Genomic DNA, 14,889 nt, shown 5'->3' on the forward strand with positions numbered 1-14,889 from the left:
GACTAAAAAGTAGACATTAAAAGGTAGGAAATTAAAAAACGGAAATTCAAGGATTTATATTTGAAAAATATTAAATAAAAAATTATGTGATGTCTAGCTATGAAGACCAGAAAGAACGGAAGCAGGGAAAAGGCAAGAAAAAGCCTCTTTAACTCGGAATCTGCAGGAGCTACCGTAGTTGCGGCAGTTTTGCTGCTGAGCATCATATTTACTGTACTTGCAGTTGTCAGGATTGAGTATGTCCCGACGTGGAAAACTGATGCAGAACAATCACACATGAGTAAGGTTCAGAAAGATATGGCTGAACTCAAATCAACAGCAGATATGGTATCTCTCTTTACGTCTTCGGACTCAAATGCATCAGCATATGGATTCCCTGTAACTGTTTCGTTCAGTATGGGAGGAGGAGAAATTCCGATTCTGGAACCTTCAAAATCAAGCGGGACACTTTCAGTAAACACGGAACGCTATAGAATGACCATAACTCCCGAAAGGTCTGCGATCCTAGCTTCCCCTCAAGTCCTGGACTGCGGAGGTGTTACCTATTATTCGAATAATAGGGAGTACATGGACCAGGTCTTCAGGTATGAAAACGGAGCCCTTATCCTTTCTCAAAAAGACAGATCATTGATGAGGCAGTCTCCTTCATTCAATATAAAACAGACAAATGGGACTAACTATACCGTCTCAATCCACGCAATCAAAATGACAGGAGACCCTGATAGTGTTTCTTCAAACACTGATGCTTCTTTGAGGCTGACAGGGCTTTATACCGAACCTGTCTATGACAGCAATGACTCAGGAGGAATTGATTCTTTTACCTGCACAATACTCACGGGATATCCAGATGCCTGGGTATCCTACCTCAACGAAACCGCAAAAAATGCAGGCCTTGAATATGAAACGGATTATACGATAGATAAAGTAAGCTCGGATACTGTATATGTTTCTTTCCTGGATAACGGCAGTAAAAACCTTGAAAGGCTCTATGTCAGCAAATCTGTTATTCTGGCAGAACTGGGAGCTGGTGGTGTTCTGGACAATGGAGAAGTCAGCAATTCTGAGTCCGATGAAGGGACCAATGATTCCGAGTCCGACGAAGATGAGGATGAATCCGGGAGCGAACTAATTCATGGAAACCGGACTATATTAAACAAAAATGGAATTGGAGGGGTTATTCCCTCAGGAACTTACATTCAATTTAAAAATACAAAAAATAACAATTGCTGGGTTAAAATTGACGGTTTCAAAAAGGAACTTAGCAAGAATGATATTGTAAAGCTTGTAATAGATGGGGACCAGATGTCTGGAACTGCAGATATGAGCGGAAAGCAAATTACAAACTTCAATTTTAATGTTAAGATGTACATTAATGGTGAGTATGTGGATCAAGGGAAAGTTACGGGAATGCAGGTAAAAGATTATTCAGACTATGAATCAAATTTAACTTACAGGCTTCAATCGTACTTATCCGGTACCCAATTACAGGTTGACGGAAATAACTTGATTAGCTGGTGGCCACATAATAACTCAGCAATAAATCTTTACAACATAGGACCATCACCTACCAATAACGAGTTCCTAAGAATTAATTTTGATTCAGGAAGCACATACTTTGACTGCAGCGCAGATTATGAGATAATTAACAACTAAAAAGAAAGGGCAAAATTACATTTGCTTTCTAGGTGTACTAAAAATGAAAAACGATCAATGAGATAATAAGTAAGAAGGACGTATCGAATTTCAGAAAAAAGATGCCTGAAAAATACACAATCCCTTACCCTGCCAGAAGAGTCCATTCCGACGGCAGGGCTGAAAACACCGAAGTGTTGCTTGCAAAAGAATGCCCTGTTAAACTTTTTCTTGACGGCAAACCGTTTACAACTCTTTTTGCCTCCCCGCTTGAACTGAAAGAACTTGCAGTAGGCCATCTGATTACGGAAGGAGTTCTCAGTTTCACTGAGATTGCCGGAGTTGAGGTTGAAGGTAACGAGGTCCATATCCTGACAAAAAAGGAAAAGAGCTCCGTTCAATATGAACTCCCCAGGGAAGCAGCCAGAGAAGCTGGAAAACAAATATTTGTGAACTCAGACACTGTTTTTGACCCGGAAGCCCTTTTTGCAGGCAATGGGTATCTTGAGTCCGATACATACAAACTTACCAGAGGTACTCACCTCGCCGCACTTATAGACCGAGAAGGAAAGCTTGCAGTCCAGATTGTTGACGTAGGCAGACATAATGCCGTGGACAAAGTAGTAAGCACTGCTCTTCTCAGAGGGCTTGACCTCTCACAGCATTACATGCTTTCCACAGGCAGGCAGCCTGCCTACATGGTCACAAAAGCAGCTCGTGCAGGAATTCCTCTCGTTGCTACCAAAGCCATGCCATTTGACTCCGGAGTCGAAGCTGCAAAAAAAATGAATATTTGCCTTGTTGGGCAGCTAAGGCAGGAATCAATGTTAGTATTTGCAAATGAGTGGCGGGTCAATACAACATAATAAAAGATAAAAAAGAATCGAAGCATTGTTCAGCTCTATTAGAGAGTACCTTTCGTGCTTTTTACTTCCTTGCCTTCAATTTTTACAGCCCTTTTCATCGCGTAAGCAAAAGCCTTGAAAAGAGCCTCGATTTTATGGTGATCGTTATCCCCGTAGACACTCGCGTGTATGGTAATTTTCGCATTTGAGGCAAGGGTCTCGAAGAAGTGTTTCACAAGCTGGGTACTGAACTGCCCTACCTGGGGAGCAACAAAATCAGCTTTCAGAACCAGATAGCTGCGCCCGCCGACATCCAGGGCAACTTCGGCAAGAGCCTCATCCATTGGAATTCTGGCTTCCCCGAAACGGGCGATTCCTGACATATCTCCAAGGGCTTCGGCAAGAGCCTTTCCAAGGACTATTCCCGTATCCTCAATGAGGTGATGCTCGTCCACATAAAGGTCGCCTTCGGCACGAACTTTAAGGTCAAACTCGGCGTGCCTTGCAAAAGAAGTAAGCATATGATCAAAAAACCCGATCCCTGTACTGACATCCGCAATGCCCTTACCGTCAAGGTTAATCTCAAGCTGAATGTCGGTTTCCTTTGTCTTACGGGAAATTATACTTGTTCTCATACAGCATCACATTCTCTTTAAAATAATTAAATACTTTGGGTTTTGCTGCTTATTGTTCTTTGTGTTCGGTCTGCCTGGGAAAAATCAGGGAAGAGGGCTGAGTAATCGAGCAGCTTAGAAGTAAAAATAAGCTTCCCAATCAGATAACAACCAGATCAGTCTCCAAGGGCGGCTTTAATTGCCTCTTCAAGAGTGAACCTGCCTGTGTAAAGGGCACTGCCTACCACAACGCCTGAAGCTCCGGTTTTTTTCAGAATTATTATATCTGCCAGTGAGCTTACTCCCCCGGATGCGATTACAGGAATGCTGACAGACTCCACAAGCTCCTTTGTCGGAACAGGGTTTACTCCCTGCATTAAGCCTTCGGTGTCGATGTTCGTAAAGAGAAGGCTGCCGGCTCCAAGATCTTCAAACTTTCTGCCCATTTCGACAGGAGTTTGTGCGCACTCTTCGGTCCAGCCTTTAATTGAGATTTTTCCATTCTTTGCATCCAGCGCAACGTTTACACGTGGGCTTCCAAAGGTCCTGGAAAGCTGTTTTACCATTTCAGGGTTCTGGAGGGCAGCAGTTCCGAGAATTACCCTTGAAACCCCGAGCTCAAGAAGGGAGGCTGCATCTTCAAAGCTCCTTACACCTCCTCCAACCTGAATACTCACACCTTTCTCCCTGCAGGTTCTGACGATCTTTTCAATAATCGGGGCGTTTTTTCTTTCCCCTTCGATTGCTCCGTCAAGATCCACCAGATGAAGGGTTTTTGCCCCTTTACTTACCCAGTCAAGGGCAACTGCGAGAGGATCATCAAGAGATACGATCTCGCTGCCAGGCACTCCCTGTACCAGCTGGACACATTTTCCTCCTCTCATATCCACTGCAGGAATTACTTCAAAAACCATAAAAAGTTACATCTCCGGCATATATCTGTGAAAGCTATCTGTATGGAAGCGTCTTTCCGCTTTGGCATTTTTATGTCCTTATTTTGATATCTCTATCCCACTTCAGGGCATTATTCTTTCTATGGGAACAACAAGGACGTCCCGTGCACCGACGTTCCTGAGTTTGTTTACTATGCTAAAGATCAGGTCCGCGTCCACGACAGCGTGAACGGCAAGGAATGATTCTTCAGAATGCCTGCTGGACTCGACCTTCATGACTGTTGGACCTGACATTCCTGGCAGGACCTCTTTTACTGCTTGAAGGGAAGCTTCGGGAACGTTCATCATGAGATAGCGTTTTTTCTTTGCGTTAAGCACGCTTTCGAGTGCAGTTTTTATATCCAGGATTTTTTCCTTTTCCCTGAGGCTTTTTTTGTTAGCGATCAGATGGACAGTAGAAGAAAAGACTGTATCGATAGCTTTCAGGTGGTTTATCATGAGAGTTGTCCCTGAGCTTGAGATGTCTACAATGGCGTCTGCAATTCCCACATGAGGAGTCATCTCGCAGGCCCCGCTGACTTTTATAACTTCAACTTTAATTCCAAGGTTTTTGAAGTACTGGCGTGTGATCTCCGGAAATTCGGTTGCCACTTTTTTACCTTCAAGGTCCTGTGCTTTCTCGAACCCCGAGTCTTCCGGAACAGCCAGGACAAGGCTCGCTCTCCCGAATTTAAGGTCCAGAAGGGCTTCAACATCTGCCCCTCTTTCCGTAATCAGGTCCATTCCTGTAATGCCAACGTCCGCAGCTCCGTCCTGCACATACTCAGGGATATCAGCAGCCCTGGCAAAGAGAACATGAATATCAGGGTCCGTAGTTTTTGCGAATAGTATTCGGCTTTCGGCTCCTCCGCTAATGGGGAGTCCGGCATCTTTAAAAATAGACATTGTGGGTTCGTGAAGGCGCCCTTTGTTGGGTATTGCAATGCGAATCATCTGCTCTGTCCTCTAATTCCTCTAATAAGTGATCTGATGATATTCCTCTAATAAGCGATCTGATGATATAATTGACCTGACTGATCTAATAAGTGATCGAACTAATCTAATAAATGATCTTCCGGGAAGCTTACACCGGGTATGTTAATTCTGTATAAAACATTTATCCAAAATACACTTGTATAATATAGACTTCACGGTAAGGATAAGTGTAAACCTTTTTTCCTGAAACCCTGTTGATAAGGAGAATTCCATCCACAGCGAAATAATTTTTTACATAGAGGAATAGATGGATTTTTGATACTGAAATTGAAAACAGTCTTTTAAAAATGCAATATTACCCTCAGTAATGAATATGAGAAACATTATATAGCCGTAGTAATTTAATAGAAAAAGACTATTGAATCATATAAATAATATTATTAATGTTGTAATAACATAAAGAATTAATTTGAAACCTTGAGAAAAGAGGCTGATTACGGCAACAGACTAAAGATTAATAAAGCGGTAATATTAACATCTAGCAATAAAAGTACCAATAATTTTGAAAAAAAGAGGATCCAAATGGCCCGAAACATAAAAGTGGAAGAGCTCTTGCAGACCCCGATCGAAAAGCAACAGATAGAGCTTGTTGAACGTAAGGGGATAGGGCACCCTGACAGCATATCGGACGGACTTGCCGAAGCCGTCAGCCGAGCGCTATGCAGGGAATACATAACCAAATGTGGAGCTGTACTCCATCACAACACTGATGAAACCCAGATAGTAGCCGGAAGGTCCAGCCCGAAATTCGGGGGGGGAGAGGTACTGCAGCCCATATACATGCTTCTGGTAGGCAGAGCCACAAAAGAGTTCGATGGAGTCGAGCTTGCCACAGAATCCGTAGCCCTCCAGGCTGCCCGGAATTATCTGAGAAAGACTATGGTGAATATGGATCTCGAAAGAGACGTGATCATGGACTGCAAACTCGGAACAGGGTCTTCAGACCTGAGAGATGTCTTCAAAAGAGATAGAGTCCCTGTTGCAAACGACACTTCTTTCGGAGTTGGACATGCCCCATTTTCCGAACTTGAAAATATCGTATACAATACAGAGAGGCAGCTCCTTACTGACCTGAAGTCCCGCATGCCTGCAATAGGAGAAGATATGAAAGTTATGGGGCTGAGGGACGGAGAAGACATTACCCTCACCATATGCAGCGGCATGATAGGCAGATACATTGACGACCTGGACAGCTACATAAACATGACCCAGGAAATGAAGACCTACGTGGAAGAGCTTGCAACTCGATATACAGAACGAGATGTAAATGTCTATATTAACACAGGCGATAACCTGAAAACGAGCTGTGTCTTCCTTACAGTCACCGGAACTTCAGCTGAAATGGGTGATGACGGTTCGGTAGGGCGCGGAAACCGCTGCAACGGGTTAATCACACCTAACAGGCCTATGAGTATGGAGGCAACCAGCGGAAAGAACCCGATTAACCATATAGGAAAGATCTATAACCTCCTCTCGACACAGATGGCCAGGGATATAGTAAAACAGGTTCCGGACGTACAGGATGTCTATATCAGACTTCTCTCCCAGATAGGAAAGCCCATTGACCAGCCACTTGTGGCAAGCGCTCAGATCATTCCAAAAGAAGGCACTTCCTTTGCAAATGTAAAATCGGAAACTGAAGTAGTAATCGATGACTGGCTCTCCAATGTGACAAAGATTACGGAAATGGTCATCAGAGGAGAACTGAACACCTTCTAATAATATCAGAATCTGAGACTATAATATGAGACTGGAAATATCGAGAGGAACCTCAAGGTTCTTTTCATATCTTTTTTGTTACGTCTGCTTTTTATCATACCTGCCTTAACAGCCAGTATTAACAGTGCAGGATCAAAAAAATGATTTTTAAAACGGGATTCCTATTCAAAAATGATATTTTTTACTTTTCGATATCTGTTGAGTCCATTGCAGCTCAGGTACTCAATACTCTTTGTTTTGTCAATATTTCTTGGCTGACAAGCCCATTTAAGGCATGAAAATTATATCTTCGTCTATTTGAGTATGTTTTTTTAATTATTCAAGGAAAACTAAAAAAGAAAAATTATATATTATGGGAAATTTTTCAGATGACCTTGACAGTTAGTTTGAACTTCTCCTCGCCTCCAAAACGGATAATATCATAAGTACCTTCAATCTCCCAGGTGCCTGGTTTTATAGCCTCATACTCCCATTCATGAACTCCTGGAACAGTTTTCGTATCCGGGACATCCGGAATAAATTCTTCCCGAAGCAGTTTGATCCCTTCCTCAACCTGCATTTCCCATACAGTTTCGGCAACAGGCTCATCCTTGCTATACAGGTGCTCTCCGGGCTGATCCCTGAGTTTTATTACAAAAGTGTCTCCAAGGTTAATGCTGACCGTATCAAAATTGTTGGCGTTGGTAAAAATCTGGGCGACCATGTTCCCTACCCCTTCGGTATTAAGAGATATGTTGTGTTGTAAAGTATATCTAAAATACTTGTAAGATCGGTCCGTTTTCTCACTGTAATTATGCATTATGTTCTCTGTAATATACAAAAGTATTTTTGATAAATATAAAAAAGGTTATAGATGTTAACCATTATTACTTGCTTCCAGCGAAAAACATAAATACCATCACCATATATGGAGATGGTGCACTGAAGCAGTGTAGCCCTGTGCAGCACTGGATCAGTATCATTGTCCCGCCTTAACTCAGTGGTAGAGTGCGCGGCTGTAGTTCGGCTCGTGCGGGTTTCTCCCGTACATCTCTGCGCAGGCACCGCGATGTCCCCGGTTCGAGTCTGGGAGGCGGGACCTGAACTTTCACCAGAATCGAAATCAGTCAACGGGAACATTTATATACCGGAAAGACATTTAAGGTTTGCTCGCAACGCGGGCAAAACAGCAGCTAAAAAGACCGAAGTGTCCGGATAGTGTAGAGGCCTATCATGGAGCCCTGTCGAGGCTCCGACTCGGGTTCGAATCCCGGTCCGGGCGCTTCTTTTTTTTGAATTTGACAACTTTCCCAAATTAATTGCACACTTTATATCTGACCTGTTTTTTACAAAGAACTCTTTAATTCAGAATTTTCTATTTGAGTTCAGCCCTTTTAAGTCGAGTCCCATATCCTGAATCCTAACTGAATTCTGAAACCTTTCCATAAAAAACATTTACTCATAGAAAACAAGTAAAAAAGGAAGAATAGAGGAATAAAGCTGGATCAGGAGATCATAAAATGGGAACCAAGCCCTATAATCTGGATTGCTCCGGGAAAAGATCCGAAAGAGTCAGCATCCTCGGCAAAGAGATAAAAAGTACCAGAGAAAAAATGGAGAAGGAAACCCGTACATTTATTGAAGCTACCAAAAATTTCTCTCTTGAGTGGATTCAAAGGGAAATGAGTTCAAATATGTCTCAGCTGAGAAGTGAAGACTATTCTGAGAATGTTGAGATTGGCAAAGATGGATCGAAAAAACTATCGCGTCTTGAGGACTTACCCCTCCACATACAGGATATTGTCGAAGATAATCTTAACAGGGATGATTACTGGATACACAGAAACGGATTGTTCCAGGCAGACATTTCCCATGACTATGTTGAGTTTAAAAAAGAAAAAACACGGAAGGATCTGACGTCAAGCATTCGAATGATCCTTGGCTGTGCTGCAGAAATTTTCACAGACCTGAAAGATGAAAACCACGAAGTTGGAAAAGACAGAGTGTGGGTAAAAGAGAGAGGAAGACGAAAATACATATGCGTTCTCAGGTTTTCAGACGAGATGACAGCTTCCCTTGACCGATATTTCACAATGCTTGAGGAACTTTTCGTTCTTGAGTATGAAATAAAAAAGGTAGAAAAAGAAGTCAGAGACGGGGAAAAAAATCATGAAGAAATCTGAAAAAGAGACCTGAAGAAACCTGAATGCCAGCTAAAGGATGCTTAATAAGGTAAAACCCGAATTGAATTTGTTGTCAGCACCAGAATTGTGTTCCGCATTGGACCCGCTACAGGCCTGCCTGCAAAGTGACGATAACAACTTTATCTACAAACGCCAGAATTACCCTGCATGAAAGAGACAGACTTCAGCATAAAAAAAAACCTCGAAGAAGCAAAAGCAGATGCTTACCTGATGACAGGGAATATTCATAATGCCGATATTTACTATGTAACCCGCTTCCTTGCATCGGACGAATTTGTTTACCTGCAAACAGGAGCCGGGAAAGAAATCCTTTTTATTTCGGAAATGGAGCGCGGAAGAGCTGAAATAGAATCAAGAGTTTCAAACATAAAAACTACCCAGGAATTTGGCTACCGCGAGAAAATCAAAGAGAAAAAAGATACAACTATTGCTTATGCAGCCTGCATATCCGAGCTGCTTCTCGGAGAAAAGGTAAAAAGGATTGCAGTTCCCTACGATTTTCCTGTCTTTTATTCAAACTATCTTACAGAAGCAGGTTTCATCATTGTGCCCATAAAGAGCCCTTTCAGGAAAATGAGGAGCGTGAAGAGGCAGGAAGAAATTGAAGCCATAAAGTATGCCCAGATGGCAGGAGAAAAGGCAATGGAGGCAGCTATTGCCCTGATAGCAGGATCAGAAGAAAAAGAAGGCATGCTCCATTTTGAAGGAGAATTACTTACCGGGGCTAAAGTGAATTCAATCATTGACCATACCCTGCTCGATTTCGGATGCGAAGCCGAAGAAACTATCGTCTCCTGCGGAGAAGATACCGCAAATCCCCATGGGACTACGGATGGGCCACTCAGGGCAAACGCTCCAATTATAATTGATATCTTCCCGAGAAGCAAAAAGAAGCGCTATTTTGCTGATATGACTCGCACAGTGCTCAGGGGTGAAGCTTCGGAGAAACTGAAAGCAATGTACGAAACCGTGTTTGAAGCCCAGGAAAAAGCACTGAGTATGGTCAAGCCCGGAGTGCAGGCATCTGTGATACATAATGTAGTCTGCAACCTGTTTGAAGAACGGGGCTATCACACTTATAGAAGTGGGTCAAAAGCCGGATTTACACACTCCACAGGACATGGAGTGGGACTTGACATCCATGAGCTTCCCGGAGTAGGAGAAAGCAATTTTCTCCTTGAAGCAGGAAATGTGATAACTATCGAGCCAGGATTGTATTACCCTGGAATTGGAGGAATTCGGCTCGAAGATATGGTGCTGGTTACTGAAAAAGGATGCGAAAATCTTACACGACTGGAAAAGAAATTTGTATTAAAATCTTTCTTATAATTAAGTAACAGATTATTACCATAATTTACTTTAAGTGCCCGGAAATGCATTAAAAACTCAGTGAAGGGCAGGAAAAGGTATTATATTCTTTATTCATGAATAGAAACTCATAACTAGAGTTACTGGCAAAATATAGCTCAATAAAGCTTAAAAACAGGTAAATAAGGAAAATTTATCGCGAATTATCAAGGTGGGGTTAATATAACCGACAATATATGCAACAGAGAAGATATCCTCGAAAAGTATAGGGAAGCAGGCAGAATCCTGAAAATTGTAAGGGCTGAAGCTGCAGACATGATAAGATTTGGAAACAGCCTGCTTGAAGTTGCCGAATTTGTTGAAAAGAAAACCATAGAACTGGGGGGCAGGCCCGCCTTTCCGTGCAATATCTCAAGAAATGAAGAAGCTGCACATGCAACTCCGAAAGCAGGGGACAAAGATGTCTTCGGTAAAGATATGGTGAAGCTGGACCTCGGAGTCCATGTTGACGGGTACATAGCAGACTCGGCAGTGACTGTGGATCTCTCAGGTAATTCCGATATTCTGAAGGCATCCGAAGATGCCCTTGCAGCAGCTATCGACCTTATGAAGCCTGGAGTAAGCACAGGGGAGATAGGAGCTGCAATAGAAGAGAGTATTCGCAACTACGGTTTAAGCCCTATTACTAACCTTTCAGGCCACGGACTTTCTCAGTATGAAGCTCATGACGACCCCTCAGTGCCCAATAAACGCATAGAAGGAGGAGTTATACTTAGGAAAGGAGATGTGCTTGCAATCGAACCTTTTGCAACAAATGGGACAGGACTTGTACACGACGGAAGTTGGGCAGAGATATACAGCATTATAAGGAAAAAACCTGTCCGCATGCCAGCTGTCAGAAATGTCCTCAAGCAGGCAGAAGAGTACAGGGAACTTCCCTTTGCAAAGCGCTGGCTCAACTCAGATAAGCTTGACTTTTCATTACTCCAACTGGAAAAAGCCGGAATCCTCCACTCTTATCCCGTACTTATTGAAAGTGCCGGAGGGCTTGTGTCCCAGGCAGAACACACAGTAATAATAACCAGGGACGGATGTGAAGTCACAACTAAGTAAGTTATGGAAAAAAGGAAGTAATGGAAAAAGGTCATGGAAAAACAGAAAAATGAATAAACTGAAAGACAAATAAAAAAGAGTTGACAGTTTTGAAAATGCATCACCTCCTCTTAACCAGTCTTTTACTGGTTACTCTCCTTACTCCTGCCCTTCTCGCAGAACCCTGTGCTGCAGCCTTTATTCCAGGAAATAATGTCACACTGGAAAGAGATGGGATGACATGGAATTACGACGAGAAAATAACGGATAATGAAGCTGTTTTTTTCAGGAGCCTCATAGACGGAGAAACAGGCAATAACAACGGTTTCGTTAATGCCTGGGAAATTCTGAAAATGGAAATTCTTTTAAGAGATAAAATGGAGAAAACCATAGAAGAAGAATCCGATGTAAAGCTTAACTCAACTTCAGATACTGTAGAGTTAAAAGACATTGAATTCTGGATCTCTGCAGAAGCCCTTGGAAGGACTGAAAAAAGATCATCGATTACAAACCGCGCCAGTGTAATGTATGGTTTTAAAGAAGAAGCAGGTCCCGGAACAACAATATGGTTAATGGGTACTCCGGACTCGAGCGTTACAATCACTCTTCCCAAGGGTTTTGATGCAGAACTGACTGAAGGGCTTGAGAACAAAAGTATTGAGTTTGAGAATAAACGTACACTACTGAGAGGTAATTTCAGCTCTGAAAAAAATATTACTATAAAGTTTTCGGAAAATGAAAGCTTTAAAGCCGAACTGCAGGATAAGAAAATAAACATGAATAAAAGCGCAGAAAATAAGAGCTTAACAGGAGAAAACAAAACCCTGAATGCCGGAATTAACACAGAAGCCAGGCAGCCTACTAAATTTTTCAAAAATATTCTTAACGAAATTAACCGGAGTCTGATCTGAGCCCAAAAAGTTAATCTTCTTTGAAGCTTATTCAGAAAAACATGCTCATCGAACAGATTCCACTTGAAAACGGATGCGCTCTTGGTCTCCGATTTGAGATGCAGAAGTACCCTCTGCTGGTTATAAGGGCAGAGAAGGGTTTTCTGATGTGTGGCTACCTCAATGTCAGTGCCGCAGAAACCCTTGGGGATGTAGCAGTAAAAGTAAAAGGCGTACAGAGTTTCGGAGATATGCTCAAAGCCACTGTTGTCGAAGTAACAAAGTTTGCCAGGGAACTTGGAGTTGAAACCGGGATGACAGGTAGGGAAGCACTGGAAAAAATGTTCTGAAGGACAGAACTGTTTCACAGGCATCTTTGCGGTCTCTTACATGCTTCCACCAATTACACCGACCTATCACATATATCACAATTGATCTCTTACAGACTCCTTCTTGTTCAGGCAACTCTTTTCCTTACATGTAATCCTGCCTTTACTAACATGCAGCCCGTTTCTGATCTCAATATCCTGCCCAACGCTCTCTTAGCCAGTAAGTTTAGAACATGAATAAAAAATAGGCTTGGTATACTTTTAAATGTATAATACTTAGTATCTTTACTCCTTACCCCAGGAAGTTGTTTTGAATCGCATCAGGACATTTCGAATTTACTGAAGAAATTTCGAACTAAATAAATCATTTCGGATTATCATGTTATACGCTTTTGAATTATCTGGAGAACACGAAGAACTGCCAGCTGCCGAAGTTCTTGCCTGCCTCAAAATCGAGGAACTTGATTTCCGCCCCCATGTCAGGGTTGACCAGTGCCTTGTAGTGGACATAGCAGGCAAAGAAGAGGATATTGAAAGAACTCTTACAGGCGTTGTAACCGAAAGGCTGGCAATGACTCATCATATATTGAAAGTAGTCGGAATTGCTGAAAGCAGGCCTGAAACCGTCCTGAAGCTTGCGGAAGCCTTTGAACCTGCAGGATATATAAAAGAGGGAGAAAGTTTTGTTGTCAGGGCAAAGAGGATCAAACATCATGTTGATTTCCCATGCGAGTATCTGGAGCAGAAGATCGGAGGCTGCATCTACAGGAAAGGCTTCAGAGCAAACCTGAAAAGTCCTGATGTGGAATTTCGGCTAATCCTGAGTGAAAAAGCAGTACTTGGCACTCTCTTATCTTCGGTTGACAGGAGTGCATACGAAGTCAGGACTCCCCAGAACAAGCCTTTTTTCCACCCTGGGGTACTTATGCCGAGGGTTGCCCGTGCCCTTACAAACTTATCCGGAATAAAGCCCGGAGAGCTTTTTCTGGACCCTTTCTGCGGCACTGCAGGCATACTCGTAGAAGCAGGGCTCGTGGGTGCAAGGGTTATCGGAATCGATGCTCAGGAAAAACTTGTCCTCGGGGCTCACATGAACCTTGAAGCCTATAAACTGGACTACATCCTGATGGAAGGAGATGCCTGCAGGATTCCTCTAAAGGATTCTACAATCGATGCGGTGGTCACTGATCCTCCCTACGGCAGATCGGCAGCAATCCTTGCCGGATCCTTAGAAGAGCTCTATTCGGGTGCTCTTTCAGAGATCCAGCGTGTACTGAAACCCGGAGGAATTGCGGTGGTTGTCTCGGATAAGGCAGCATTTGAGTACGGGGAAAAAGCCGGGCTTAAGGTTCTTGAGATCTATGTCCAGAGAGTGCACAGGAGCCTCACAAGGATAATAACAATTTTCCAGAAGGATAAAAACTAGAATTGCCGGGAAAAAAGGGTAAAAGCGAAAAAAAGAGCCAGTAACCGGATTAAAGTAAAGAAATAGATAAAAAGTAGATAAAACAGAAAAAGAACGGGGAAATAAAAGATATTCACTCAGTGGAAATTAATTCCCCGAGCACTTCAGCCATAACCCTGTGTCTGAGAATACGTTTGTAGTTCTGGTCGCTTGCCCTTCGTATTGAGTAGTCGTCTTCAATCCATTCTATATTATCTCCATAGTTTACTCCCATAAGGGTTAACCCGTAAGCGGGAGCCGGTTCAATTCCTTCTTCATAAATCTCTGGATTTAACATCTGGATAAGCCAGTCAGTATCACGCACTCCTTTTCCGATCATTGAGAGAGCGGTTACTATTTTCCTTACCATATTCCAGAGAAAACTGTTGCCAACAACGTCAATCTTTGTAATTTCTCCGTCTACGCGGACATTAATTCTCTCCAGAGTACGAAACGTACTTTTTTCTCCGTTTGATCTGGAAAAGTTTTCGAAATCATGGGTTCCGAGCAACAGTTTTGAAGCTTCCCTCATCTTTGAAATGTCGTAATCTTCGCCACTCATTACGTAGCGGTAGTGTCTGGAAATTGCACTTCTCCTGGCATCAAAATCGAAGGGAACTTCTGCATGAGCCCATGTCCATACAGTTGGAGGGAGTTCGGAGTTAACGATTCTGGGAATTGCCATGTTCGGTTTGTCCGTATCAAAAGCAATAATCTGTCCAAGGGCATGAACCCCTGCATCAGTCCTGCCCGCACAGGTATAGTTAGCAGACTTGGGGCTTTCTATAATCCTGAGGTTCCGAAGAGCTTTGAAGATTTCTTTCTCCACTGTTTCGACATTCGGCTGAATCTGGGACCCATGAAACTCGGTGCCTATGTATGCAAGTTTTAAAGCGACTCTCATA

The 14,889-nt window shown here is 42.8% G+C and carries 14 protein-coding genes and 2 tRNA genes; 11 read left to right on the forward strand and 5 right to left on the reverse strand.

Features of this window, described 5'->3' with window-relative positions:
* Positions 1-99 precede the first annotated feature (99 nt).
* Both MSHOH_RS20785 and fdhD read left to right on the forward strand, forming a co-directional pair.
* Entirely contained in the window at positions 100-1,653 is a 1,554-nt protein-coding gene (locus tag MSHOH_RS20785) for a DUF7289 family protein (RefSeq protein WP_052730955.1), read from the forward strand.
* A 101-nt stretch (positions 1,654-1,754) separates the two neighbouring features.
* Positions 1,755-2,498 (forward strand): formate dehydrogenase accessory sulfurtransferase FdhD, encoded by a 744-nt coding sequence (gene fdhD / locus MSHOH_RS20790; RefSeq protein WP_048142589.1) that lies wholly within the window; start codon positions 1,755-1,757, stop codon positions 2,496-2,498.
* Between the two features lie 38 nt (positions 2,499-2,536).
* Here the strand turns inward: fdhD and hisB are convergent, their stop codons facing one another.
* The 3 genes from hisB to hisG all read right to left on the reverse strand — a co-directional run bounded on the left by hisB (position 2,537) and on the right by hisG (position 4,977).
* Positions 2,537-3,112 (reverse strand): imidazoleglycerol-phosphate dehydratase HisB, encoded by a 576-nt coding sequence (gene hisB, locus MSHOH_RS20795; RefSeq protein WP_048142591.1) that lies wholly within the window; start codon positions 3,110-3,112, stop codon positions 2,537-2,539.
* A gap of 155 nt (positions 3,113-3,267) precedes the next feature.
* Entirely contained in the window at positions 3,268-4,005 is a 738-nt protein-coding gene (gene hisA / locus MSHOH_RS20800) for a 1-(5-phosphoribosyl)-5-[(5-phosphoribosylamino)methylideneamino]imidazole-4-carboxamide isomerase (protein ID WP_048142593.1), read from the reverse strand.
* A gap of 102 nt (positions 4,006-4,107) precedes the next feature.
* The gene (gene hisG / locus MSHOH_RS20805; RefSeq protein WP_048142594.1) at positions 4,108-4,977 is read right to left on the reverse strand and encodes an ATP phosphoribosyltransferase; all 870 of its coding nucleotides are present in this window, start codon (positions 4,975-4,977) and stop codon (positions 4,108-4,110) included.
* Positions 4,978-5,541: 564 nt separating this feature from the next.
* Here hisG and MSHOH_RS20810 point away from each other — a divergent pair.
* Positions 5,542-6,738: a methionine adenosyltransferase gene (locus MSHOH_RS20810; RefSeq protein WP_048142596.1), complete on the forward strand. Its 1,197-nt coding sequence runs from the start codon at positions 5,542-5,544 to the stop codon at positions 6,736-6,738.
* Between the two features lie 364 nt (positions 6,739-7,102).
* Here the strand turns inward: MSHOH_RS20810 and MSHOH_RS20815 are convergent, their stop codons facing one another.
* Complete coding sequence (locus tag MSHOH_RS20815; RefSeq protein ID WP_048142598.1) at positions 7,103-7,441, reverse strand: protease inhibitor I42 family protein; 339 nt, start codon at positions 7,439-7,441, stop codon at positions 7,103-7,105.
* A 262-nt stretch (positions 7,442-7,703) separates the two neighbouring features.
* Between MSHOH_RS20815 and MSHOH_RS20820 the strand changes: the two genes are divergently transcribed.
* The 8 genes from MSHOH_RS20820 (at position 7,704) to MSHOH_RS20855 (ending at position 13,966) form a co-directional block, all read left to right on the forward strand.
* A tRNA-Tyr gene (locus MSHOH_RS20820) sits at positions 7,704-7,816 on the forward strand.
* Between the two features lie 110 nt (positions 7,817-7,926).
* Positions 7,927-7,999, forward strand: a tRNA-Asp gene (locus MSHOH_RS20825).
* A gap of 238 nt (positions 8,000-8,237) precedes the next feature.
* Positions 8,238-8,900 (forward strand): hypothetical protein, encoded by a 663-nt coding sequence (locus tag MSHOH_RS20830; protein WP_048142600.1) that lies wholly within the window; start codon positions 8,238-8,240, stop codon positions 8,898-8,900.
* A 168-nt stretch (positions 8,901-9,068) separates the two neighbouring features.
* Positions 9,069-10,250 (forward strand): M24 family metallopeptidase, encoded by a 1,182-nt coding sequence (locus MSHOH_RS20835; RefSeq protein ID WP_048142602.1) that lies wholly within the window; start codon positions 9,069-9,071, stop codon positions 10,248-10,250.
* Positions 10,251-10,451: 201 nt separating this feature from the next.
* On the forward strand, positions 10,452-11,342 hold the full coding sequence (gene map / locus MSHOH_RS20840; RefSeq protein WP_048142604.1) for a type II methionyl aminopeptidase: 891 nt from the start codon (positions 10,452-10,454) through the stop codon (positions 11,340-11,342).
* Between the two features lie 80 nt (positions 11,343-11,422).
* A complete protein-coding gene (locus tag MSHOH_RS20845) occupies positions 11,423-12,232 on the forward strand; it encodes a hypothetical protein (RefSeq protein WP_239451086.1) in 810 nt (269 codons plus the stop codon).
* Between the two features lie 41 nt (positions 12,233-12,273).
* Positions 12,274-12,561, forward strand: coding sequence for a YunC family protein (locus MSHOH_RS20850; RefSeq protein ID WP_048142606.1), 288 nt, complete (start codon positions 12,274-12,276; stop codon positions 12,559-12,561).
* A 358-nt stretch (positions 12,562-12,919) separates the two neighbouring features.
* Positions 12,920-13,966 (forward strand): TRM11 family SAM-dependent methyltransferase, encoded by a 1,047-nt coding sequence (locus tag MSHOH_RS20855; RefSeq protein ID WP_048142608.1) that lies wholly within the window; start codon positions 12,920-12,922, stop codon positions 13,964-13,966.
* A gap of 112 nt (positions 13,967-14,078) precedes the next feature.
* Here the strand turns inward: MSHOH_RS20855 and truA are convergent, their stop codons facing one another.
* Positions 14,079-14,888, reverse strand: a complete 810-nt coding sequence (truA, locus tag MSHOH_RS20860; protein ID WP_048142610.1) for a tRNA pseudouridine(38-40) synthase TruA — start codon at positions 14,886-14,888, stop codon at positions 14,079-14,081.
* Position 14,889: the final 1 nt, after the last annotated feature.

The organism is Methanosarcina horonobensis HB-1 = JCM 15518 (assembly GCF_000970285.1).
Lineage (GTDB): Archaea > Halobacteriota > Methanosarcinia > Methanosarcinales > Methanosarcinaceae > Methanosarcina > Methanosarcina horonobensis.

Coding starts and splice junctions, on each gene's coding strand:
- MSHOH_RS20785 (WP_052730955.1), top strand. CDS start 100: ATGAAGACCAGAAAGAACGGAAGCAGGGAAAAGGCAAGAAAAAGCCTC.
- fdhD (WP_048142589.1), top strand. CDS start 1,755: ATGCCTGAAAAATACACAATCCCTTACCCTGCCAGAAGAGTCCATTCC.
- hisB (WP_048142591.1), bottom strand. CDS start 3,112: ATGAGAACAAGTATAATTTCCCGTAAGACAAAGGAAACCGACATTCAG.
- hisA (WP_048142593.1), bottom strand. CDS start 4,005: ATGGTTTTTGAAGTAATTCCTGCAGTGGATATGAGAGGAGGAAAATGT.
- hisG (WP_048142594.1), bottom strand. CDS start 4,977: ATGATTCGCATTGCAATACCCAACAAAGGGCGCCTTCACGAACCCACA.
- MSHOH_RS20810 (WP_048142596.1), top strand. CDS start 5,542: ATGGCCCGAAACATAAAAGTGGAAGAGCTCTTGCAGACCCCGATCGAA.
- MSHOH_RS20815 (WP_048142598.1), bottom strand. CDS start 7,441: ATGGTCGCCCAGATTTTTACCAACGCCAACAATTTTGATACGGTCAGC.
- MSHOH_RS20830 (WP_048142600.1), top strand. CDS start 8,238: ATGGGAACCAAGCCCTATAATCTGGATTGCTCCGGGAAAAGATCCGAA.
- MSHOH_RS20835 (WP_048142602.1), top strand. CDS start 9,069: ATGAAAGAGACAGACTTCAGCATAAAAAAAAACCTCGAAGAAGCAAAA.
- MSHOH_RS20850 (WP_048142606.1), top strand. CDS start 12,274: ATGCTCATCGAACAGATTCCACTTGAAAACGGATGCGCTCTTGGTCTC.
- MSHOH_RS20855 (WP_048142608.1), top strand. CDS start 12,920: ATGTTATACGCTTTTGAATTATCTGGAGAACACGAAGAACTGCCAGCT.
- truA (WP_048142610.1), bottom strand. CDS start 14,888: ATGAGAGTCGCTTTAAAACTTGCATACATAGGCACCGAGTTTCATGGG.